This window comes from Agarivorans sp. Alg241-V36 (assembly GCF_900537085.1).
Taxonomy (GTDB): Bacteria; Pseudomonadota; Gammaproteobacteria; order Enterobacterales; family Celerinatantimonadaceae; genus Agarivorans.
In genome coordinates this window covers 73,326-92,902 of sequence record NZ_UNRE01000003.1, presented here as the reverse complement: position 1 = coordinate 92,902, position 19,577 = coordinate 73,326, and the positions used below count along the sequence as shown (strand labels likewise).

Here is a 19,577-nt window from a genome sequence, read left to right as displayed (position 1 = left end):
AAACCCGCTTCGGCGGGTTTTTTGTTCTTAAGGAGAAAACCTAATGGCTCATAATTCCCGTTTCTTAGCGCTAGTTGATGATTGTCGTAGCCGTATTAAAGAGTGTGACGTTCACCAAGTAAAACAATGGCTAGACCAGGGCTTAGCCTTTACTTTGATTGACAACCGCGAGCAGGATGAGTGGCAACAAAGTCGCATTCCAATGGCCAAGTATATGGGGCGCGGTGTAATGGAACGCGATGTTGAAACTGCCATTCCAGATTTAGATACTATGATTGTTATTTATTGTGGTGGTGGTTTTCGCTCTGCCTTGAGTGCCGACAACTTAGTGAAAATGGGTTATACCAATGTTATTTCCATGGATGGTGGTATTCGAGGCTGGAAAGAAGCAGGTTACCCCTTAGAAGGTGCATAGCATGACAGAAAATGTTAATCCAATAATCTATTCCTTTGATATCCTAGAAAATACTTATTACTTCTTTGATAAGCTTGAGGCGGAAAAGGCATTTGAGCAAGCGGAAGCTAAAGGTGATTACCCAGAATGGCGAGAACCTACGCCAATGCTAGAGTTATTGAAGATTAAAGATGCGCTATTGGGCGAGTTTGCCAAGCGCATCGCTTTTCTTGAACTGCAGTTAGAACGTGCGGAGTTAGGTTCAGATAGTTTTGATTTAGGATCTAGTTAGTGTCAAATTCCCAACCTAGCTCGGCTTGTATTTTTGAAACTTGCGGTGCGACTAGGTCGATATCACTTTGCGGTACAGCTTGAATCTGGGTAAACCACTGATCACCCGCCTCGAAAGATGCCATTAGCTGCTGCTTATCTTCGGCAGTGAGTTCAGGATTGTCTAATAGCTGTTGTTTCATGTTTTCGTAGAGCTCTAGCTGCGGTTTATATTCTTCAAAATTAACCGCTAACATCGCAAATACCACTTGCTCGGTGGTCGCAGCCCATTTTTCTAAATCCAAGTTATACTTGCTGAGAGCCTGTTTAACTTCGGTGATATGACTGCTGCGATTTAGCTGAAGAACCATTTGCTCAGCCAGTTCACTAGGGTTGTCTAGATCTTCAAAGGTATTCTCTTCTTCTATTTTTTCCACTATTGGCTTTAGCATTTTGCTGGCTTCAAACCAATTGTCGAGTTGTTGCTGGTTTAAGTTAGCTGCGTTAGCAAAACTGCCAATCAATAGCAGCAAAAACAGTAGAGATCTCATAAAACTATCCGATATTTGGTGTCTATTTATAAGGTAGTGGTCTTGGAGGCAAAAATAAAGCGGGCATTGCCCGCTTTATTTCGTGGAAGCTAAAGAAGATTAAGCTTTAATCGCGTCGGTTAAATGAGGGCGAATAGTGGATAGCATGTGTTTTAGTACTTTAGGGTTGGCACACACTACATTACCGCTTTGGTAAAAGTCAGTGTTACCAGTAAAGTCAGTTACGATAGCGCCAGCTTCACGGGCAAGTAATTCACCAGCCGCTATTTCCCAAGGTTTTAGACTTAGTTCGAAGAAACCATCATGACGGCCTGCGGCTACATAAGCTAAATCTAGAGCTGTACTTCCGCTGCGACGAATATCGTTACATTCTGCAAAGATTGCTCCAAACATCGCCATGTAACTTTCCATGTAATGTTTGCGTCGATAAGGGAAGCCAGTGGCAACCAAGGTACCTTCCAAGTCTTTGGCTTTGTTCACTCGTAAGCGGTAGCCATCTAACTGAGCGCTTTTACCACGCGAAGCGGCAAAAAGTTCGTTACGTAGCGGGTCGTACACTACGCCATGTTCGGTTTTACCACGAACTCGTAGTGCAATTGAAATAGCAAAATGAGGGATGCCTTTGATAAAATTGGTGGTTCCATCCAGTGGGTTTATCACCCATTGATATTCGTCATCCGTGCCTTTGCTTAAACCACTCATTTCGGTCACGAAAGAATGCTCTGGGAAAGCGTTACGTATAGTGTCTGTAATGCTTTTTTCTGAAGCGGCTGCAACATTTGAAAGATAGTCGTTAGCGCCTTTAGCTGTCGCTTCAACTTTATCTAATTGCTCATAAGCTTGAGTTACAACTTTACCTGCGTTTCGCGCAGCGCGAACCGCTATGTTTAGCATAGCATGCATGAATTACCACCAATTTGTAGAAAGAACATAAAATAACCGCCGGATTATAGGGAAAACAAAAATTAAACACAATTGATTATAGGCACTCCAGATAAACTTTTTCCAATCTAGCTGCTAAGGCGATGGCTATGTTACAATCCGGCGCAACAAATTTAGGGTGAAGTAAAAGTAATGTTGGAAAATGTTCGAGTGGTTTTAGTTGGCACTAGTCATAGTGGCAATATTGGCTCTGCAGCAAGAGCAATGAAAACCATGGGAATTAGCGATTTGTGCTTGGTGGCTCCAGAAGCGGAGATTGACGGTAAGTCGGTAGCGCTATCTGCTGGTGCATCAGATGTACTTGGCGGTACTACCATTGTTTCTGAATTATCAGAAGCGGTGAGTGATTGTCAGCTAGTGATTGGTGCTAGTGCGCGCTCTCGAACCTTAGATTGGCCAATGGTTGATGGACGAGAAGCCGGCGTAAAATTAGCTAATGAAGCGCGCGATGCAAAGGTAGCTATTGTATTTGGTCGTGAAAACAGCGGCTTAAATAATGCCGAGTTACAGCAATGTCACTTTCACGTTTGCGTTCCTGCTAACCCAGAATATAGCTCGCTTAATTTAGCAATGGCGGTTCAGCTGTTGTGTTATGAAGTTCGTATGGCTTATTTAGATTTGCAAAATACTCATCCAGAAGCTGCGCCAGAAGCTTATCCTCATGCCGATGATTTAGAGCGTTTTTACCAGCACTTTGAGCAATCTATCGCAGACTCAGGTTTCATAATTAAGCCACACCCAGGCAAGGTGATGGAAAAAATTCGCCGAATGTTTAATCGTATTCGTATGGAAAAACAAGAGCTTAATGTAATGCGTGGCATTTTAACCGCTTTCGATAAACATATTTCAAAACCTGAAAAATAAACCCGACTAAATTACTAGGTTTTATACTTGACTAAATTAGTAGGTTATGGAAAGATTGTGACCAAGTTCACGGGATAAATGGGTTTGATATGCGCTTGACTTCTAAGGGACGCTACGCAGTTACAGCGATGTTAGATGTTGCTCTTCATATGGAAGAAGGGCCAGTCTCTTTAGCTGATATTTCTGAGCGACAAGGTATTTCCTTGTCTTATTTAGAGCAGCTATTTTCAAAATTACGTAAACACGGCTTAGTAACCAGTGTGCGTGGCCCAGGTGGTGGTTATCGCCTTGGCATGGACGCTGATGATATTGCAGTAGGCATGGTCATTCATGCTGTTGATGAGTCAATTGATGCAACGCGTTGTCACGGCTCTGCAGACTGCCAAGGCGGCAAACCTTGTCTTACTCACTCTTTGTGGAATGACTTAAGTGAAAGAATTGCCGACTTCTTAGATAACATAAGCTTAGGTGGCTTAATGCGCGAGCGACAAATTGTTAATGTTGCGCATAACCAAGACCAACTTCAGCACGTTGATAACAACACGATACAAATTAGTTTATGACGCTCGCTTTCGCCGAGTAGTAACGGAGAACTTTAATGAAATTACCTATTTATCTTGATTATTCAGCAACCACACCTGTTGACCCTCGTGTTGCCGAAAAGATGATGCAATACCTTAGCGTAGATGGTATTTACGGTAACCCTGCTTCACGTTCACACCGTTTTGGCTGGCAAGCAGAAGAAGCTGTAGATATTGCCCGCAATCAAATAGCCGATTTAGTGAATGCTGATCCACGCGAGATCGTATTTACTTCTGGAGCCACTGAGTCTAATAACCTTGCTATTAAGGGCGCTGCTCACTTTTACAATAAAAAAGGTAAGCACATCATCACTTGTAAAACTGAGCACAAAGCTGTGCTTGATACCTGTCGCCAATTAGAGCGAGAGGGTTATGAAGTTACCTATTTAGACCCTGAGAGCAATGGTGTTATTAGTCTTGAGACTTTAACCGAAGCGTTACGCGAAGATACTGTTCTTGTTTCGATTATGCATGTGAACAACGAAATTGGCGTGATTCAAGACATTAAAGCGATAGGCGATCTATGTCGCTCTCGTAAAATTTTGTTCCATGTTGATGCTGCGCAAAGCGCTGGTAAAGTCGAGATTGACCTGCAAGACCTGCCTGTAGACATGATGTCTTTCTCTGCTCATAAAGTTTATGGACCAAAAGGTATCGGCGCATTATACGTGCAGCGCAAGCCGCGTATTCGTTTAGAAGCGCAGGTTCACGGTGGCGGACACGAACGTGGTATGCGCTCGGGCACATTGCCAACTCACCAAATTGTCGGAATGGGTGAAGCCTTTGCCATTGCCAAGCAAGACATGGCAAAAGACAACGAACACATACACGCTCTACGTGACCGTTTCTGGGCAGGTATTAAAGATATTGAAGAAACCTACGTAAATGGCGACTTTGACCAACGCGTAGTGGCTAACTTAAATGTAAGCTTTGCTTATGTTGAAGGCGAGTCATTGATTATGGCGCTTAAAGATTTAGCTGTTTCATCTGGCTCTGCGTGTACCTCTGCGAGCTTAGAGCCGTCATACGTGCTTAGAGCACTAGGTTTAGATGATGAATTAGCACACAGCTCTATTCGTTTCTCTTTTGGCCGTTTCACTACTGAAGAAGAAGTGGATTACGCAGTTAAAGTGATTAACGAAGGTATCGGCCGACTTCGCGAAATGTCTCCACTTTGGGACATGTTTAAAGACGGCGTAGACCTGAGCCAAGTTGAGTGGGCACACCACTAAGTATAATAAATAACGGATTTGGAGAGATATCATGGCTTATAGTGAAAAAGTAATTGATCATTACGAAAACCCGCGTAACGTTGGCGCTTTCGAAGATAAAGACGATAGCCACATTGGCACCGGCATGGTTGGCGCACCCGCTTGTGGTGATGTGATGAAACTGCAACTTAAAGTAAGTGATGAAGGTGTAATTGAAGATGCACGTTTTAAAACTTATGGCTGTGGCTCAGCAATCGCATCTAGCTCACTGGTTACCGAGTGGGTTAAAGGCAAGAGCTTAGATGAAGCTCAAGAGCTTAAAAATACCGACATAGCCGAAGAGTTAGCATTGCCACCAGTGAAAATTCACTGTTCAATTTTGGCAGAAGACGCCATCAAAGCTGCCATTGCTGATTACAAAAAGAAAAACGCGTAGTAGATTTAAGGAGTCATCATGGCTGTATCACTAACTGAAGCTGCAGCAACGCATGTAGGCCAATTTCTGAATAACCGAGGCGCAGGCACTGGCGTGCGTCTAGGGGTTAAAACCTCTGGTTGTTCGGGCATGGCGTATATATTGGAGTTTGTAGACCAATTAGCTGAAGACGACAAAGTATTTGAAAGCCACGGTGTTAATGTCATCGTTGATGAAAAAAGCTTACTTTACATCGATGGTACGGAATTAGACTTTGTTAAAGAAGGTTTGAACGAAGGCTTTGTATTTAACAACCCCAACGTGAATGGCGAATGTGGTTGTGGAGAGAGCTTTAGCGTTTAAATGGAACACGCTATGAATCATTTTGAGTTATTCTCTCTACTTCCGTCTTATCAGCTAGATCTAAGTGGTTTAGCTGATAGCTACAGAGAGCTACAACAACAATACCATCCCGATAAATTTGCAGCTGAGTCGAGCGAAAGCCAGGCTCAAGTTATGCAAAAAGCCGCTCAAATTAACGATGCTTATCAAACGCTTAAAGATCCACTTAGCCGTGCTCAATACTTATTGAGCCTGCAAGGCCTAGAGCTAGGTGGAGAGCAGCAAACTATCAATGACGTTACTTTCTTAATGAGCCAGATGGAACTTAGGGAGCAACTAGCTGATATTGAACAGGCTGCTGATCCTGAAGAAGCTCTTGATGACTTCTCTAAGCTGTTGAAGCAGCAACGAAGTGACTTGAGCTCAAGCTTTGAAAAAGCCTACAATGAGCAAAATTTTGAGTTAGCGGCAGACGACGTTCGTAAGCTCAAATTCTATGCACGTCTGCAACAGCAGCTGCTTCAACTGGAAGAGAAAATCTTAGATTACTAATCTATATGGCATTACTACAAATCGCAGAGCCTGGGCAATCGGCTGTTCCTCATCAACACAAACTGGCAGTAGGCATTGATTTAGGTACTACTAATTCTCTGGTTGCAACCGTGCGAAGCGGTAAAGCCGTTACTCTAGCCGATCATAGTGGTGATATTTTGCTTCCTTCGGTGGTGCGTTATCACGAAGAAGGGATTGATGTTGGTAAGTTAGCCAAAGCTCAGGCTGTTACCGATCCTCACAATACCATCACTTCGGTTAAGCGCTTACTGGGGAAAAATAGCTCAGATATTGATCGCGATTTATTTCCTTACAATTTTAGCGAAGCTAATACCCCGCATATTCAAACAGTAGGCGGCGCGGTTAACCCCATTCAAGTGTCTGCTGAGATTTTAAAAAGCTTAGCGGCGAGAGCAGAAGAGTCACTGCAAGGTGAGCCTGATGGTGTGGTGATTACGGTGCCTGCTTATTTTGATGACGCCCAGCGCCAAGGCACCAAAGATGCAGCCCAACTAGCGGGCTTGCATGTACTGCGTTTGCTTAACGAACCCACAGCCGCGGCTATCGCTTATGGCCTAGATAGTGGTGATGAGGGCGTCATCGCCATTTATGATTTAGGTGGCGGTACCTTCGATATTTCTATTCTGCGCTTATCTAAAGGCGTGTTTCAAGTATTAGCGACCGGTGGTGACTCTGCACTTGGTGGTGATGACTTTGATGATGCCTTGGTGGAATGGATAGCCGAACAAGCCCAAGTCAACGGTATACGTTCCGCTCAGTTACAACGCGAGTTATCACGTGTAGCCAATCAAGTTAAAGTGAGCTTGAGTGATCAAGATAGTGCTGAAATTAACCTCGATATTGATGGTGTTTGTTGGCAGGGCAGTATTAGTCGTGAGTTATTCGATAGCCTTATCGAAGGCTTGGTAAAGCGCACTATTAGAGCTTGTCGCCGTGCCTTACGAGACGCTGAAGTAGAGCTAGATGAAGTAAATAACGTAGTCATGGTTGGTGGCTCAACTCGCGTACCAAAAGTTCGTGCAGATGTAGCCAGTTTTTTCGATAAGCAACCGCTAACTAATATTGACCCAGACCAAGTGGTAGCAATTGGCGCAGCCATTCAAGCAGATACCTTGGCGGGTAATAAAAAAGATGGCGAATTGTTATTGCTTGATGTGACGCCACTTTCATTGGGCATTGAAACCATGGGCGGCTTAGTTGAAAAAGTTATCCCTCGCAATACCACTATTCCTGTAGCGCGTGCCCAAGAGTTTACAACCTTTAAAGACGGCCAAACAGCAATGGCTATCCATGCTGTACAAGGTGAGCGTGAGTTAGTAGACGATTGCCGCTCGTTGGCTAAATTTGCATTAAAGGGCATTCCACCGTTAGCTGCTGGTGCGGCTCATATTAGGGTTACTTTTCAAGTTGATGCCGACGGTTTGTTATCGGTAACCGCAATGGAAAAATCCACTGGGGTGCAATCGTCTGTTGAAGTAAAACCATCTTATGGCCTAGCCGATGAAGAAGTCGCTAGAATGCTTAAAGACTCAATTACTAACGCTAAGCACGATGTAAATATGCGAATGCTACGCGAACAGCAGGTAGAAGCGGCTCGATTTATTGAAGATATGACCGCTGCATTACTGGAAAGCGGTGAGCGTTTATTGCAAGAGCAAGAACGTTCGGCCATCGAGCAAGCTATGGCGCAGCTACAAACCATTGCCGAGGGTGAATCGGTTGCCGAGATTGAGCAAGCCATTAAGCAACTCGACAGTATTAGTCAAGATTTTGCCGCAAGGCGAATGGATGATTCCATAAAACAAGCCCTAAGGGGCCAGCAAGTAGATAGGATTTAAGATGCCTAAAGTGATTTTCTTGCCTAATGAGGACTTATGTCCTGAAGGCTCAGTAGTAGAAGCAAAACAAGGTGAAAGTGTATTAGATGTAGCCTTGCGCGAAGGTATCGACATTGAGCACGCCTGTGAAAAATCTTGCGCTTGTACGACCTGCCACGTAATTGTGCGCGAAGGCTTCGACTCGCTTGAAGAAAGCGATGAATTAGAAGATGACATGCTAGATAAAGCCTGGGGCTTAGAGCCTGAGTCTCGCCTCGGTTGCCAAGCAATGGTAAGCGACGAAGACTTAGTGGTAGAAATTCCTAAATACACCATTAATATGGTATCTGAACAGCATTAAGGAATAAGCGAGTGGGAATGCGTTGGATTGATGTTGAGCAAATAGCAATAGAACTGGCCGAGCAATTCCCCGAGCAAGATCCTAAGCAAGTTCGGTTTACCGACTTACACCAATGGGTTTGTCAATTGGATGAATTTGACGATGACCCACAGCATAGCAACGAGCGCATTTTGGAAGCCATTATATTAGCCTGGATGGATGAACTAGACTAAATTCCAAGGGCTCGTTGTCGATTACTCAAATGAGGAAGTATTGATGACCGCCGTTATGGATCTAGTTTTATGCGCCAAACCTGCCGCCGCTCACTGGGGCAAAAATGCCTTAGTCAGTTTCGAAGCTAATCAAGTTAATGTTCATATCAATTCTGAAGGCGCAGCCCGCCTTCAAGACATTCAAAAAGCCGGGCGCAAATTAGATGCGCAAGGTCTAAAGCACCTTTCTTTCATTGGCGATAGCTGGGACTTAGAAGCTTGTTGGGCATTTTATCAAGGGTATTACAACGCCAAGCAAGACAACCAACTTGAGGTTGTGGTACTCAGTGATGCAGACCTAAAGCGTTTTGATGCGCTAAAGGCTGCTGCGGACTGGACTCGCGAAACCATTAATTTAGGTCCCGCCAAAATATTCCCACAAAGCTTGTGTGAGTCTGCGGGAAACTTTTTAAGTGGCTTGTCACCGGAGCATGTTTCTTATGAGATCATCTCAGGCGAAGACTTACTTGAACAAGGATGGGTAGGCACCTACCAGGTGGGTAAGGGCAGTACTCAAGCTCCGGCTATGTTGCAGCTAGATTTTAACCCAAGTGGCGATGCCAACGAGCCGGTTGCCGTGGCCCTTGTGGGCAAGGGCATTACCTTTGATTCTGGCGGTTACAGCTTGAAGCCTTCCGATGGCATGTCGATTATGAAAAGCGACATGGGCGGCGCGGCAACGGTTACCGGTGGTCTTGGCTTGGCTATCGCTAACGGCTTAAACAAGCGAGTTAGGCTTTATTTGTGCTGCGCCGAGAACATGGTATCGGGAGATGCATACAAGTTAGGCGATGTTATTCGTTACAAAAACGATGTCACCGTAGAAGTATTGAATACCGATGCAGAAGGCCGCCTGGTATTAGCTGACGGTTTAATTGCTGCCAGTGAACAAAAACCAAAAGTTATCATCGATGCCGCAACACTTACCGGTGCCGCAAAAATGGCACTAGGTCGCGACTATAACGCAGTATTTGGTTTTGACGATGACTTAGTTCATCAAGCTCTGCAAGCTGCCAAGGCTGAATTTGAAAAAGCCTGGCCACTGCCTTTAGAACCTTTTCATAAAGGGCAAATTGGTTCTAATTTTGCCGATATTGCCAATATATCTTCCGGTGAAGGAATGGCAGGAGCATCTACTGCTGCGGCTTTCTTAGCTCACTTTGTTGAAAATGCAGAAGAAAACTGGCTGCATTTCGATTTGTCAGGGTCTTATCAAAAATCAGGGAATGCACTTTGGGCTACTGGAGCCAAAGGCCACGGTATTCGCACAATTTCACGGTTGTTAACTGAGTTGAGCTAACTTATCATTCACTTACGATATCAATGAGTGATATTCACCAATTTTTAGATGGAGCTGGTAAATGGCGTTAGAACGTACTTTTTCTATACTTAAACCCGATGTTGTGGCTAAAGACGCAATTGGTGCAATTTATGCGCGTATGGAGTCTGCTGGTTTACGTATTGTTGCAGCCAAAATGGTGCATTTGTCGCAAGAACAAGCCGCAGGATTTTACGCAGAACATGAGGGTAAACCGTTTTACCCGCCATTGATTGAGTTTATGACCTCTGGGCCAATCATGGTGCAAGTGCTAGAGGCTGACAATGCTGTTCAGCGTTACCGTGAATTATTAGGCGCGACTAATCCAGCGGAAGCTGCTGCCGGAACCCTGCGTCATGATTTTGGTTCAGGTATGCCACCTAATGGTACTCATGGCTCTGATTCACCCGAGTCTGCGTCGAGAGAAATCGCCTATTTCTTTGAAGACAATGAGATTTGTCCTAGATAAAGAAAAAGAGGCTAACGCTTCTTTGGCAATTGCGGCTTAATAGTTAAATACTTAATAGTCGCCAATTAGCGCCGAGTACAGAGATTAACTGGCTTTCTGCTGTTATTATTTGTACAATTCGGCGCTTTTTTTATTTGGTCGATCGTGGAGTTAAGCGATGAGTGAGACAAAAACAAATTTACTTGATTTTAATCGAGCGGGATTACGAGAGTTTTTTGCTGAGATCGGTGAAAAGCCATTTCGTGCCGATCAGGTAATGAAGTGGATTTACCACTTTGGTGTTGATGACTTCGACCAAATGAACAATATCAATAAAGCCTTACGTGAAAAGCTTAAGCGCCTGGCCGAAGTTCGTGCGCCGGAAATTAGCACCGAGCAACGCAGTGCTGACGGAACCATTAAATGGGCGATGTTAGTGGCTGGCCAAGAAATAGAAACCGTTTATATTCCTGAAGGTGAGCGCGCTACCTTGTGTGTATCCTCACAAGTAGGCTGTGCGCTGGAATGTACCTTTTGTTCAACTGGGCAACAGGGCTTTAACCGAAACTTAAAAGTGTCGGACATTATTGGTCAAGTTTGGCGAGCAGCTCAGGTAATCGGCCACAAAGGCATTGAAGGTAAACGACCAATTACCAACGTGGTAATGATGGGCATGGGCGAACCTTTGCTAAACCTTAATAATTTGATCCCTGCCTTAGAGTTAATGCTAGACGATAACGGCTATGGTTTAAGTAAGCGCCGTGTAACGGTAAGTACCTCTGGTGTGGTGCCGGCTTTAGATAAGTTAGGTGACAAACTAGATGTTGCGCTGGCAATTTCTTTGCACGCTCCTAACGATAAGTTGCGCAGCGAAATTATGCCTATTAATGATAAGTATAATATCGAAGCTTTTTTGGCGGGCGTTAAGCGTTATATCGATAAATCAAATGCAAATCGCGGCAAAGTAACGGTTGAGTATGTACTGCTAAATGGTGTAAATGACTCTATGGAGCAAGCCCACGAATTGGCCGAAGTTTTGCGCGATACGCCATGTAAAATTAACTTAATTCCATTTAATCCTTACCCAGGTTCTCCGTTTACGAAACCAAGTAACAGCCGTGTTGATCGTTTTAGCAAAGTGTTAATGGAATATGGCTCTACTGTGGTGGTGAGAAAAACCCGCGGTGACGACATTGATGCCGCTTGTGGACAGCTAGCAGGTGATGTTGTCGACAGAACCAAAAGAACCATGAAAAAACGGATGCAACAGCAAGAAATTTCAGTCACAATTCAATAACTAACCTTATCGAAGGACGGATATGAAACGCTGGTTGTACTTGTTTTTGGTGGTATTTTTGGTTTCTGGTTGTGTAACCGAAACCCGCGTAAATGGCCAAGAAGTAAACAATAAAGATAAACAGCTTAATAAAGACGCTGCCGCTAAAACTCGTATTAGCTTGGCTTTACGTTATTTAGAAGCTGGTGACGCAGAACAAGCAAAACGTAATTTGGAGTTAGCGCAAGAGCTAGCGCCTAATCTTGTTGATGTGTACATCGCTCAAGCTCACTTCTATCAAAGTGTTCGCCAGCCAGAGCGAGCCATCGATGCTTATAAGCGTGCCAAGTCTATCGAGCCACGCAATGGTGACGTGCTGAATAACTATGGTGTGATGCTCTGTAAACAAAAAGAGTATGACGAAGCAGAGTCGCTATTTAAACAAGCCTTAGCTAATCCTGAGTACGTTCAGGTTGCGGGCACTAATGAAAACGCGGGTTTATGTGCCTTAACTGCTGGCGATTTAGATAAAGCCTTAGATTACTTTAGTAGTGCCTTAGCCTATAACATTCGCCGCCCTGCATCTTTGCTCGGTGCCACCGAAGTTTACCTACAAAAAAATAAACCCGAGCAAGCCCGATTATATATGCAACGTTATGATAGTATGGCTGAAACTACGGCGGAAAGCGCCTTCGCTTGGGTTCGCTTAGAAAGTGCAGCCGACAACTTTGCTGAAGAAGCGCGTTGGGGTTTAACCTTACAGCAGCAGTTCCCTAAATCTGAACAAACTAAACGATACATCGCTAATGACTACTAAAGCCGAATCAGAGCAATCAGAACCAACTGAACTAAGCGAAGACATTGAAGTAGTTAGCCCCGGGCAAATGCTGCAAGAAGCACGTGTTGCCGCCAAGCTAAGTCAAAATCAAGTTGCTGAACGTTTGAAGCTGCGCTTGCAAGTTATCAAAGATATAGAAGGCGATAGCTTCGATAGTGGCTTATCGAGCACTTTTGTAAAAGGCTACTTACGCGCCTACGCTCGCTTACTAAACCTTTCTGAAGATTTAGTGCTCTCTAGTTACACCCACTTACATGATGCCCATGAACAACGCACAGAAATGCAGAGTTTTTCTGGGCGGATAAAGCAAGAGACTCATGATAGTCGCTTAATGAAGTTCACCTATTTAGTTGGCCTTGGCATTGTTGTGCTACTGGTTATTTGGTGGTGGCAAGAGAAAAACCAACAAGTTGACTTTAGTCAGACGAGTCCCGCGAGTTCAGAAAGCCGAATTATAAGCCCGAACAGTGAAGCTGAAGCTAGCGTTGTTGCCGAACCCAGCCTTGAAAATATCGAAGTGCTAAGTGCTGTTGAGGCAGAAGCGGCTGAGGAGCCCTCCGCACAGCCAGTAGAGCTTGTTTCAGAGCCAGTTGCAGAAACTGTGAACGAGATTGAGACGGAAGCCAAAGCGGAGCCGGAAACAGTCGCAGAACCTGTAACAGAAGCTGTGTCGAGTCTGCCTGTTTCTCAAGCTGCCGAGCCAGCTGTAATAAATAGCCCAGAGCCTGCAGCAGAAGTAAACCAATCAGCTTCATTAACCGCTTTAAGCATGAGCTTTGAAAATGAATGTTGGGTAGAAATTAGAGATGCTACAGGCAAGCGCTTAGTGGCAGACATTAAACAGCCCGGGCAATCACTCTCTGTAACTGGTCCATCTCCCTACAGTATCGTGCTTGGCACAAATGCAGGTGTGAGCGTAAGTTACGGACAAGAATCAATCGACTTATCGTCATTTAAACGCGGTAAAGTTGTGCGAATGAAAATACCAAACAATTAAGATCTTTCGATTATTATGAATCAACCAACTCCAATTAAACGCCGTAAATCAACACAAATTATGGTGGGTAATGTGCCAGTGGGCGGAGACGCGCCCATTACTGTGCAGTCTATGACCAATACTCGCACTACTGATGTTGCTGCAACGGTTGACCAAATAAACCGAATTGCCGCAGTGGGTGGCGATATAGTGCGCGTTTCTGTACCTACCATGGATGCCGCCGAAGCCTTCAAGCAAATTAAGCAACAGGTATCCATTCCAGTAGTCGCCGATATTCATTTCGATTACCGCATTGCTTTAAAAGTGGCCGAGTATGGCGCCGATTGTTTGCGCATTAACCCAGGAAATATTGGTAACGAGCAGCGCATTCGCGCAGTTGTTGACGCTGCGCGTGAACGCAATATTCCAATTCGTATTGGTGTGAATGGCGGTTCCTTAGAAAAAGACTTACAAGAAAAGTACGGCGAACCGACTCCGGAAGCCTTAGTTGAGTCTGCCATGCGCCATGTGGATATATTAGATCGTTTGAACTTTGACCAGTTTAAAGTGAGTGTAAAAGCCTCTGATGTTTTCCTTGCTGTGGGCGCGTATCAAGGCCTAGCCAGTCGTATTGACCAACCTTTGCATCTTGGTATTACTGAAGCCGGCGGTTTACGCAGCGGCTCGGTTAAATCGGCAGTGGGCTTAGGCATGTTATTGTCGCAAGGCATTGGCGATACTCTTCGAGTATCTTTGGCAGCCGATCCGGTAGAAGAAATCAAAGTGGGTTTTGATATTCTAAAATCTCTACGGATCCGCTCTCGTGGGATTAACTTTATCGCTTGCCCAAGTTGTTCTCGTCAAGAATTTGATGTTATTTCAACGGTTAACGCGCTAGAACAGCGCTTAGAAGATATTGTTGAGCCTATGGATGTATCTATTATTGGCTGCGTGGTAAACGGTCCTGGTGAAGCGCTAATTTCTGACCTAGGCATTACCGGGGGCAATAAAAAAAGCGGCTTTTACCAAGATGGTGTGCGCCAAAAAGAGCGCTTTGATAACGATGACTTAGTGGATGCTCTAGAGGCAAAAATTCGCTCGCGCATCGCTATTAAAGACATCACCGAGAGCTAATCTGCAATTAAATTTACCTCTTTGCTTAAAGGCCCTATAATCGAGGGCCTTTAATAATTATTGACCTGTTTTATTCGAGATTAATGTGGCTAAACAAATACAAGCAATACGTGGCATGAATGATTGCCTACCAAGTGATACACCCGCTTGGCAAAAGGTAGAATCAGTAATTCGTGAGGTGGTGGCAGCCTACGGTTACAACGAAATAAGAATGCCGATTGTAGAAAGCACAGATTTGTTTAAGCGTTCTATCGGTGAAGTGACCGATATCGTAGAAAAAGAAATGTACACCTTTGAAGATCGCAATGGTGACAGTTTAACCTTGCGACCAGAAGGCACAGCCTGTTGTGTTCGCGCAGGTAACCAAGCAGGTTTGTTGTATAACCAAGAGCAGCGTTTGTGGTACATGGGACCAATGTTCCGCCATGAGCGCCCGCAAAAAGGTCGTTATCGTCAATTCCACCAAGTTGGTGTTGAAGCTTTTGGTATTGCCAGCGCTGATATTGATGCTGAAGTAATTATTCTCTCTGCCCGTTTCTGGAAAGCCTTCGGCTTAGAAAAACACGTTACACTGCAGCTTAATAGCTTAGGTTCTAATGAAGCGCGTGCTAATTATCGCGATGCCTTAATTGCCTACTTAGAGCAGCATAAAGATGCTTTAGACGAAGACGCAAAACGTCGCATGTACAATAACCCACTACGAGTACTCGACAGCAAGAATCCTGAGGTTCAAGCGGTATTAGTAGATGCTCCAAGCTTGAGTGAATATCTCGACCAAGAAAGCAAAGACCACTTCGAGCAGCTTTGTACTTTGTTAGACAATGCTGGCATTGCCTATGAACTAAACCCGCGTTTAGTTCGCGGCCTTGATTACTACAACCGCACAGTATTTGAGTGGGTAACCTCAAGCCTAGGTTCACAAGGCACAGTGTGTGCTGGCGGTCGTTATGATGGTTTAGTAGAGCAATTGGGCGGAAAAGCCGCACCTGCAGTAGGTTTCGCCATGGGCATGGAGCGTTTAGTTCTATTGCTGGAAACCTTAGAGCTACTGGGTGATTTACCATCAAGTGCCGATGTTTATGTGATCAATGCTGGAGAAGGAACACTTGGCGCAGCATTTTCATTAGCTGAACAATTGCGAGATGCGTTACCCTCTGTTCGGGTTATGAGCCACTGTGGTGGTGGAAACTTTAAAAAACAATTTAAGCGAGCTGATAAGTCAGGCGCTAAAGTGGCCTTAATCATCGGAGAAGATGAATTAGCCAATCAGCAGGTTACTGTTAAGTACCTACGTGAAGATATCCAACAGCAATGCATCGCTCAATCAGAGTTGGTTGCCTTGCTTAATACCGTATTAGTTTAGTTAAGGAGACGCTGTGGACATTTATTCCACTGAGGAACAGCAAGTTCAAGCCATCAAAGACTGGTGGAAGAAAAACGGAACATCAGTTATTGGCGGTTCGGTACTGGGTTTGGCAGCTGTATTTGGTTGGCGCTATTTTGGCGAATACCAAGTAGAGCAAAAAGAAGCGGCTTCAGATGCTTTTCAGCAAGTTGTTAGCCAACTTGCCACCAATAGCGAAGAGCTAACTCCACTTGCAAATTTTGTAGCAGCCAATCAAGGTGACAAAAACTATTCAGTATTTGCATCACTCTTGTTAGCTAAAGAATTGGTAGTTAAGGAAGATTTCGCGCAAGCGCAAACTCAACTTAACTTAGCCCTCGAAGGCGCACCCGAAGAGCTTAAAGGGATGATCTACACCCGCTTGGCTCGCGTGCAAGCACAATTGGCTGAGTTTGATAATGCCTTAGCCAGTCTAGAGCAAGTTAACGAGCCAGCACTAGTTGCAACGGTTGAGCTAATTAAAGGCGATATCTACTTGCAGCAGGGTGAACAAGACTTAGCTCGTCAAGCTTACCAGGCGGCAATAGCTGCCGGAGCCGCTGAGCAAGATCCTAGTGTAAACCTAAAGCTTAATGATTTAACCGAAGTTGAGGCCGCTAATGGTTAAAGCTTGGCGTTCTGTTAGCTTAGCTTGTTTGCTCCTTGGCTTGTCGGCGTGTTCGTTGTTCAATTCTGAAGAAGATGTTGTACAAATGGCGCCGGTGCCAGAGTTTGAGAACCAGTTTACGGTTGGCAAACAGTGGGAAACTCGTGTAGGTAAAGGCGTCGATGATTACTTCTCAGCGCTGTCGCCTGTTGTCGCCTATGACTCAGTGTTTGCCGCTGCCCGTTATGGTCAAGTGCGTGCTTTCGATTTAGATGGCAAGCGTTTATGGCAGCAAGATCTCTCCCGAGTTGAAAGCAATAACCGATTCTCTGGTAATACTCCTGATGCTCGCGTGTCGGGTGGTTTAACCGCTGCTTATCGCCGTATCTATTTGGGTACTGAGAATGCTGATGTATTTGCCCTAAATGCTGAAACTGGTGAGATAGTTTGGCAAGCTGCCGTGTCTGGTGAAGTATTAGCCGCGCCTGCAGTTGAAGATAGTTTGGTTGTTGTGGTGACCAGTAACGGTCACTTAGTCGCATTAGATGCGCATAGCGGCGAGCAAAAGTGGGATATTAAAATTGACCAGCCTGCTTTGTCACTGCGCAGTAAAGCGCCGCCAATTATCTCAAACGGAGCGATTATTCTCGGCCGTAGCGATGGCAAAATTGGACTTTATCTTCTTGATAGTGGTCAATTGCTGTTTGAAACCAAATTAGCTCAGCCTAAAGGTTCTACTGAAATTGACCGAATCGTTGACGTTGACAGTAAGCCTGCATTGATTGGTTCACAGCTTTATGCCGTGGCTTATAACGGAAACTTGGTGTCGGTTAACTTACGTAGTGGTGAGGAAGACTGGAAGCGCAGTTATTCTGCTTATCAAAATATTGCATCTTCTGGCTTAAGTCTGTTCGTGACCGACGTTAGCGACAATGTATATAGCATCGAGCGAAATAACGGGGTTGAGAAGTGGACCCAAGGCGCGTTGTCTTACCGAATCGTTACTGCTCCTGCGGTAGACGGAAGTAAGGTGCTTGTCGGCGACAGTGAAGGCTATTTATATTGGCTTGATCGTGAAACCGGTGAGCTTACTAGCAAAATGTTAGTAGATAAAAGCGGCTTATATGTTGCGCCTGTGGTAACCTCCGACAAAATTATCCTTCAAACACGAAGTGGTAAGTTAATTGCGCTAGATCGCAGTTAAGTTGTTATAATTGTGTACAAAAGGCTCATGGTGAATTAACCATGAGCCTTTGTCATGTCATGTATTCTAAAAAATGAGGCCCTTATGCTTCCTGTTGTCGCCTTAGTGGGACGCCCAAATGTTGGCAAATCTACGTTATTTAATCGCCTTACACGCAGCAGGGATGCCTTAGTCGCTGATTTCCCAGGACTGACTCGTGACCGCAAATATGGTCAAGCTAAAGTGGCGGAGCAAGAGTTCATTGTAATTGATACTGGCGGTATCGACGGCGATGAAGAAGGTATTGATGCAATGATGGCTCAACAATCTTTGCAAGCCATTGAAGAGGCCGATGCGGTGCTATTTTTGGTTGACGCACGTGCGGGGATGACTATAGCTGATGAAGCCATTGCCCACCACTTGCGTAAACAAGAAAAGAAAGTTTTCTTAGTTGCTAACAAAACTGATGGTATTGATGCCGATGCTGCTTGTGGTGAATTTTACGCGCTGGCCCTTGGTGAAGTTCATCATATTGCTGCGGCCCACGGTCGAGGCGTAAACCTGTTGTTAGAAGAGGCATTACGTCCTTTTGTTACTGAGCAGACAGAAAATCAAACTGAAGAGCCAGATCTAGAGCAAGCTGATACTCAAGAGATGACAGAGTCTGAGCTGGATGAGTTAGCCCAGAAGTTTGCTGATTTACCGATTAAGCTGGCCATTGTTGGTCGGCCAAATGTGGGTAAATCTACGCTGACTAATCGGATTTTAGGTGAAGACCGTGTGGTGGTTTACGACATGCCTGGCACCACCCGTGACAGCATCTATATTCCTATGCAGCGAGAAGAGCAAGATTACATCTTGATTGATACCGCAGGGGTACGTAAGCGCGGTAAAGTGACTGAAACCGTCGAGAAGTTTTCGGTTATTAAAACCCTTAAAGCCATTGAAGATGCTAACGTTGTAATGCTCGTTATCGATGCAAAAGACGGTATTTCAGATCAAGACTTAAGCTTACTTGGATTTGTGCTTAATGCCGGTCGAGCACTAGTACTTGCAGTGAATAAGTGGGATGGCTTAGATAACGAGCACAAAGAGCGGATTAAAACCGAACTTGATAGACGTTTAGGCTTTATTGATTTTGCTCGGGTTCACTTTATATCAGCGCTGCATGGAACTGGTGTTGGCCACCTTTATGAATCGGTACAGGAAGCTTACGCAAGCGCTACTAAGCGGGTTTCTACCTCCATGCTAACCAAGGTTATGCAAATGGCTCAAGACGACCATCAGCCGCCATTGGTGCGCGGTCGTAGGGTTAAGTTGCGCTATGCTCATGCTGGCGGTTATAACCCACCGAGAATTGTGGTGCATGGTAATCAGGTAAACTCTTTACCAGACTCTTATAAGCGCTATTTGATGAATTACTACCGTAAAGCGCTAGAAATTATGGGCACGCCAATTCGAGTAGAGTTTAAAGAAGGCGAAAATCCATTTTCGGATAAGAAGTCAAAACTTACTCTAGCGCAAGAGCGTCGTCGTAAAAAAATGCAAACTGTAAGCAGGTATAAAAAGAAATAGCCGGAGTCAGCCATGAGTATTGAAATAGCTTGCCCAGAGTGTGATGGTGAATTACAACATGAACATGACCATTGGTTATGTGGTGCTTGCCACCATAAGTTTTCCCAGACAGTGCATTGCGATAAGTGTGATGCCGAGCTTGAAGAGCTAAAAGCCTGTGGTGCGGTGGATTACTTTTGTAATAGCTGTAATGAGTTAAAATCGAAGCGAGCTGTTGTTCGGCGTTATGAGCGCTTAGACAGCTAATAAAAAGGCGGCCATTGGCC

At 44.8% G+C, this 19,577-nt stretch carries 24 protein-coding genes; 22 read left to right on the top strand and 2 right to left on the bottom strand.

What is annotated here, in order from left to right; all coding sequences use genetic code 11:
• Positions 1-43 precede the first annotated feature (43 nt).
• Both G6R11_RS07825 and G6R11_RS07820 read left to right on the top strand, forming a co-directional pair.
• A complete protein-coding gene (locus G6R11_RS07825; protein WP_163132524.1) occupies positions 44-415 on the top strand; it encodes a rhodanese-like domain-containing protein in 372 nt (123 codons plus the stop codon).
• A 1-nt stretch (position 416) separates the two neighbouring features.
• Complete coding sequence (locus G6R11_RS07820; RefSeq protein WP_163132523.1) at positions 417-686, top strand: hypothetical protein; 270 nt, start codon at positions 417-419, stop codon at positions 684-686.
• On the opposite strand, the gene G6R11_RS07815 is transcribed toward G6R11_RS07820, so the two are convergent.
• On the bottom strand, positions 679-1,215 hold the full coding sequence (locus G6R11_RS07815; protein ID WP_163132522.1) for a hypothetical protein: 537 nt from the start codon (positions 1,213-1,215) through the stop codon (positions 679-681). The genes G6R11_RS07820 and G6R11_RS07815 overlap by 8 nt on opposite strands.
• Positions 1,216-1,314: 99 nt before the next feature.
• Positions 1,315-2,118: an inositol-1-monophosphatase gene (gene suhB / locus G6R11_RS07810; protein WP_163132521.1), complete on the bottom strand. Its 804-nt coding sequence runs from the start codon at positions 2,116-2,118 to the stop codon at positions 1,315-1,317.
• 171 nt (positions 2,119-2,289) lie between these two features.
• Between suhB and trmJ the strand changes: the two genes are divergently transcribed.
• The 20 genes from trmJ (at position 2,290) to G6R11_RS07710 (ending at position 19,557) form a co-directional block, all read left to right on the top strand.
• Complete coding sequence (trmJ, locus tag G6R11_RS07805) at positions 2,290-3,021, top strand: tRNA (cytosine(32)/uridine(32)-2'-O)-methyltransferase TrmJ (RefSeq protein ID WP_163132520.1); 732 nt, start codon at positions 2,290-2,292, stop codon at positions 3,019-3,021.
• A gap of 89 nt (positions 3,022-3,110) precedes the next feature.
• Positions 3,111-3,584: a Fe-S cluster assembly transcriptional regulator IscR gene (gene iscR / locus G6R11_RS07800; RefSeq protein ID WP_016401238.1), complete on the top strand. Its 474-nt coding sequence runs from the start codon at positions 3,111-3,113 to the stop codon at positions 3,582-3,584.
• A 35-nt stretch (positions 3,585-3,619) separates the two neighbouring features.
• A complete protein-coding gene (locus G6R11_RS07795) occupies positions 3,620-4,834 on the top strand; it encodes an IscS subfamily cysteine desulfurase (protein WP_163132519.1) in 1,215 nt (404 codons plus the stop codon).
• A 31-nt stretch (positions 4,835-4,865) separates the two neighbouring features.
• A complete protein-coding gene (iscU, locus tag G6R11_RS07790) occupies positions 4,866-5,249 on the top strand; it encodes a Fe-S cluster assembly scaffold IscU (protein WP_163132518.1) in 384 nt (127 codons plus the stop codon).
• 18 nt (positions 5,250-5,267) lie between these two features.
• Positions 5,268-5,591 (top strand): iron-sulfur cluster assembly protein IscA, encoded by a 324-nt coding sequence (gene iscA, locus G6R11_RS07785; RefSeq protein ID WP_163132517.1) that lies wholly within the window; start codon positions 5,268-5,270, stop codon positions 5,589-5,591.
• A gap of 12 nt (positions 5,592-5,603) precedes the next feature.
• A complete protein-coding gene (hscB, locus tag G6R11_RS07780) occupies positions 5,604-6,122 on the top strand; it encodes a co-chaperone HscB (protein WP_163132516.1) in 519 nt (172 codons plus the stop codon).
• A gap of 5 nt (positions 6,123-6,127) precedes the next feature.
• Positions 6,128-7,981 carry a Fe-S protein assembly chaperone HscA gene (gene hscA / locus G6R11_RS07775; protein ID WP_163132515.1) on the top strand — a complete coding sequence of 618 codons (1,854 nt, stop codon included), beginning with the start codon at positions 6,128-6,130 and terminating at the stop codon, positions 7,979-7,981.
• Position 7,982: 1 nt separating this feature from the next.
• A complete protein-coding gene (fdx, locus tag G6R11_RS07770; RefSeq protein WP_016401232.1) occupies positions 7,983-8,321 on the top strand; it encodes an ISC system 2Fe-2S type ferredoxin in 339 nt (112 codons plus the stop codon).
• 11 nt (positions 8,322-8,332) lie between these two features.
• Positions 8,333-8,533 carry a Fe-S cluster assembly protein IscX gene (iscX, locus tag G6R11_RS07765; protein ID WP_205472706.1) on the top strand — a complete coding sequence of 67 codons (201 nt, stop codon included), beginning with the start codon at positions 8,333-8,335 and terminating at the stop codon, positions 8,531-8,533.
• 43 nt (positions 8,534-8,576) lie between these two features.
• Complete coding sequence (gene pepB, locus G6R11_RS07760; protein WP_163132513.1) at positions 8,577-9,872, top strand: aminopeptidase PepB; 1,296 nt, start codon at positions 8,577-8,579, stop codon at positions 9,870-9,872.
• 61 nt (positions 9,873-9,933) lie between these two features.
• Positions 9,934-10,359: a nucleoside-diphosphate kinase gene (gene ndk, locus G6R11_RS07755; RefSeq protein ID WP_163132512.1), complete on the top strand. Its 426-nt coding sequence runs from the start codon at positions 9,934-9,936 to the stop codon at positions 10,357-10,359.
• Positions 10,360-10,516: 157 nt separating this feature from the next.
• The gene (locus G6R11_RS07750; RefSeq protein ID WP_163132511.1) at positions 10,517-11,635 is read left to right on the top strand and encodes a bifunctional tRNA (adenosine(37)-C2)-methyltransferase TrmG/ribosomal RNA large subunit methyltransferase RlmN; all 1,119 of its coding nucleotides are present in this window, start codon (positions 10,517-10,519) and stop codon (positions 11,633-11,635) included.
• Positions 11,636-11,657: 22 nt separating this feature from the next.
• Positions 11,658-12,431 (top strand): type IV pilus biogenesis/stability protein PilW, encoded by a 774-nt coding sequence (pilW, locus tag G6R11_RS07745; protein ID WP_163132510.1) that lies wholly within the window; start codon positions 11,658-11,660, stop codon positions 12,429-12,431.
• Positions 12,421-13,449 carry a RodZ domain-containing protein gene (locus tag G6R11_RS07740; RefSeq protein ID WP_163132509.1) on the top strand — a complete coding sequence of 343 codons (1,029 nt, stop codon included), beginning with the start codon at positions 12,421-12,423 and terminating at the stop codon, positions 13,447-13,449. The genes pilW and G6R11_RS07740 overlap by 11 nt, the downstream gene beginning before the upstream one ends.
• 15 nt (positions 13,450-13,464) lie before the next feature.
• Complete coding sequence (ispG, locus tag G6R11_RS07735; RefSeq protein ID WP_163132508.1) at positions 13,465-14,562, top strand: flavodoxin-dependent (E)-4-hydroxy-3-methylbut-2-enyl-diphosphate synthase; 1,098 nt, start codon at positions 13,465-13,467, stop codon at positions 14,560-14,562.
• 85 nt (positions 14,563-14,647) lie between these two features.
• The gene (gene hisS, locus G6R11_RS07730; protein ID WP_163132507.1) at positions 14,648-15,925 is read left to right on the top strand and encodes a histidine--tRNA ligase; all 1,278 of its coding nucleotides are present in this window, start codon (positions 14,648-14,650) and stop codon (positions 15,923-15,925) included.
• A 13-nt stretch (positions 15,926-15,938) separates the two neighbouring features.
• On the top strand, positions 15,939-16,574 hold the full coding sequence (locus tag G6R11_RS07725) for a tetratricopeptide repeat protein (RefSeq protein WP_163132506.1): 636 nt from the start codon (positions 15,939-15,941) through the stop codon (positions 16,572-16,574).
• On the top strand, positions 16,567-17,757 hold the full coding sequence (gene bamB / locus G6R11_RS07720) for an outer membrane protein assembly factor BamB (protein ID WP_163132505.1): 1,191 nt from the start codon (positions 16,567-16,569) through the stop codon (positions 17,755-17,757). Before G6R11_RS07725 ends, bamB begins: the two co-directional genes overlap by 8 nt.
• A gap of 84 nt (positions 17,758-17,841) precedes the next feature.
• Positions 17,842-19,311: a ribosome biogenesis GTPase Der gene (der, locus tag G6R11_RS07715; protein WP_163132504.1), complete on the top strand. Its 1,470-nt coding sequence runs from the start codon at positions 17,842-17,844 to the stop codon at positions 19,309-19,311.
• 12 nt (positions 19,312-19,323) lie between these two features.
• Positions 19,324-19,557, top strand: coding sequence for a zinc ribbon domain-containing protein (locus G6R11_RS07710; protein WP_163132503.1), 234 nt, complete (start codon positions 19,324-19,326; stop codon positions 19,555-19,557).
• Positions 19,558-19,577 lie beyond the last annotated feature (20 nt).

What these genes read in the sequence shown, in the direction of transcription:
- hscB (WP_163132516.1), top strand. Translation starts at nt 5,604, where the DNA reads ATGAATCATTTTGAGTTATTCTCTCTACTTCCGTCTTATCAGCTAGAT.
- suhB (WP_163132521.1), bottom strand. Translation starts at nt 2,118, where the DNA reads ATGCATGCTATGCTAAACATAGCGGTTCGCGCTGCGCGAAACGCAGGT.
- bamB (WP_163132505.1), top strand. Translation starts at nt 16,567, where the DNA reads ATGGTTAAAGCTTGGCGTTCTGTTAGCTTAGCTTGTTTGCTCCTTGGC.
- G6R11_RS07750 (WP_163132511.1), top strand. Translation starts at nt 10,517, where the DNA reads ATGAGTGAGACAAAAACAAATTTACTTGATTTTAATCGAGCGGGATTA.
- trmJ (WP_163132520.1), top strand. Translation starts at nt 2,290, where the DNA reads ATGTTGGAAAATGTTCGAGTGGTTTTAGTTGGCACTAGTCATAGTGGC.
- G6R11_RS07815 (WP_163132522.1), bottom strand. Translation starts at nt 1,215, where the DNA reads ATGAGATCTCTACTGTTTTTGCTGCTATTGATTGGCAGTTTTGCTAAC.
- iscU (WP_163132518.1), top strand. Translation starts at nt 4,866, where the DNA reads ATGGCTTATAGTGAAAAAGTAATTGATCATTACGAAAACCCGCGTAAC.
- iscR (WP_016401238.1), top strand. Translation starts at nt 3,111, where the DNA reads ATGCGCTTGACTTCTAAGGGACGCTACGCAGTTACAGCGATGTTAGAT.
- G6R11_RS07825 (WP_163132524.1), top strand. Translation starts at nt 44, where the DNA reads ATGGCTCATAATTCCCGTTTCTTAGCGCTAGTTGATGATTGTCGTAGC.
- G6R11_RS07820 (WP_163132523.1), top strand. Translation starts at nt 417, where the DNA reads ATGACAGAAAATGTTAATCCAATAATCTATTCCTTTGATATCCTAGAA.
- G6R11_RS07795 (WP_163132519.1), top strand. Translation starts at nt 3,620, where the DNA reads ATGAAATTACCTATTTATCTTGATTATTCAGCAACCACACCTGTTGAC.
- pepB (WP_163132513.1), top strand. Translation starts at nt 8,577, where the DNA reads ATGACCGCCGTTATGGATCTAGTTTTATGCGCCAAACCTGCCGCCGCT.
- pilW (WP_163132510.1), top strand. Translation starts at nt 11,658, where the DNA reads ATGAAACGCTGGTTGTACTTGTTTTTGGTGGTATTTTTGGTTTCTGGT.
- hscA (WP_163132515.1), top strand. Translation starts at nt 6,128, where the DNA reads ATGGCATTACTACAAATCGCAGAGCCTGGGCAATCGGCTGTTCCTCAT.
- G6R11_RS07710 (WP_163132503.1), top strand. Translation starts at nt 19,324, where the DNA reads ATGAGTATTGAAATAGCTTGCCCAGAGTGTGATGGTGAATTACAACAT.
- ispG (WP_163132508.1), top strand. Translation starts at nt 13,465, where the DNA reads ATGAATCAACCAACTCCAATTAAACGCCGTAAATCAACACAAATTATG.
- fdx (WP_016401232.1), top strand. Translation starts at nt 7,983, where the DNA reads ATGCCTAAAGTGATTTTCTTGCCTAATGAGGACTTATGTCCTGAAGGC.
- iscA (WP_163132517.1), top strand. Translation starts at nt 5,268, where the DNA reads ATGGCTGTATCACTAACTGAAGCTGCAGCAACGCATGTAGGCCAATTT.
- G6R11_RS07740 (WP_163132509.1), top strand. Translation starts at nt 12,421, where the DNA reads ATGACTACTAAAGCCGAATCAGAGCAATCAGAACCAACTGAACTAAGC.
- ndk (WP_163132512.1), top strand. Translation starts at nt 9,934, where the DNA reads ATGGCGTTAGAACGTACTTTTTCTATACTTAAACCCGATGTTGTGGCT.
- der (WP_163132504.1), top strand. Translation starts at nt 17,842, where the DNA reads ATGCTTCCTGTTGTCGCCTTAGTGGGACGCCCAAATGTTGGCAAATCT.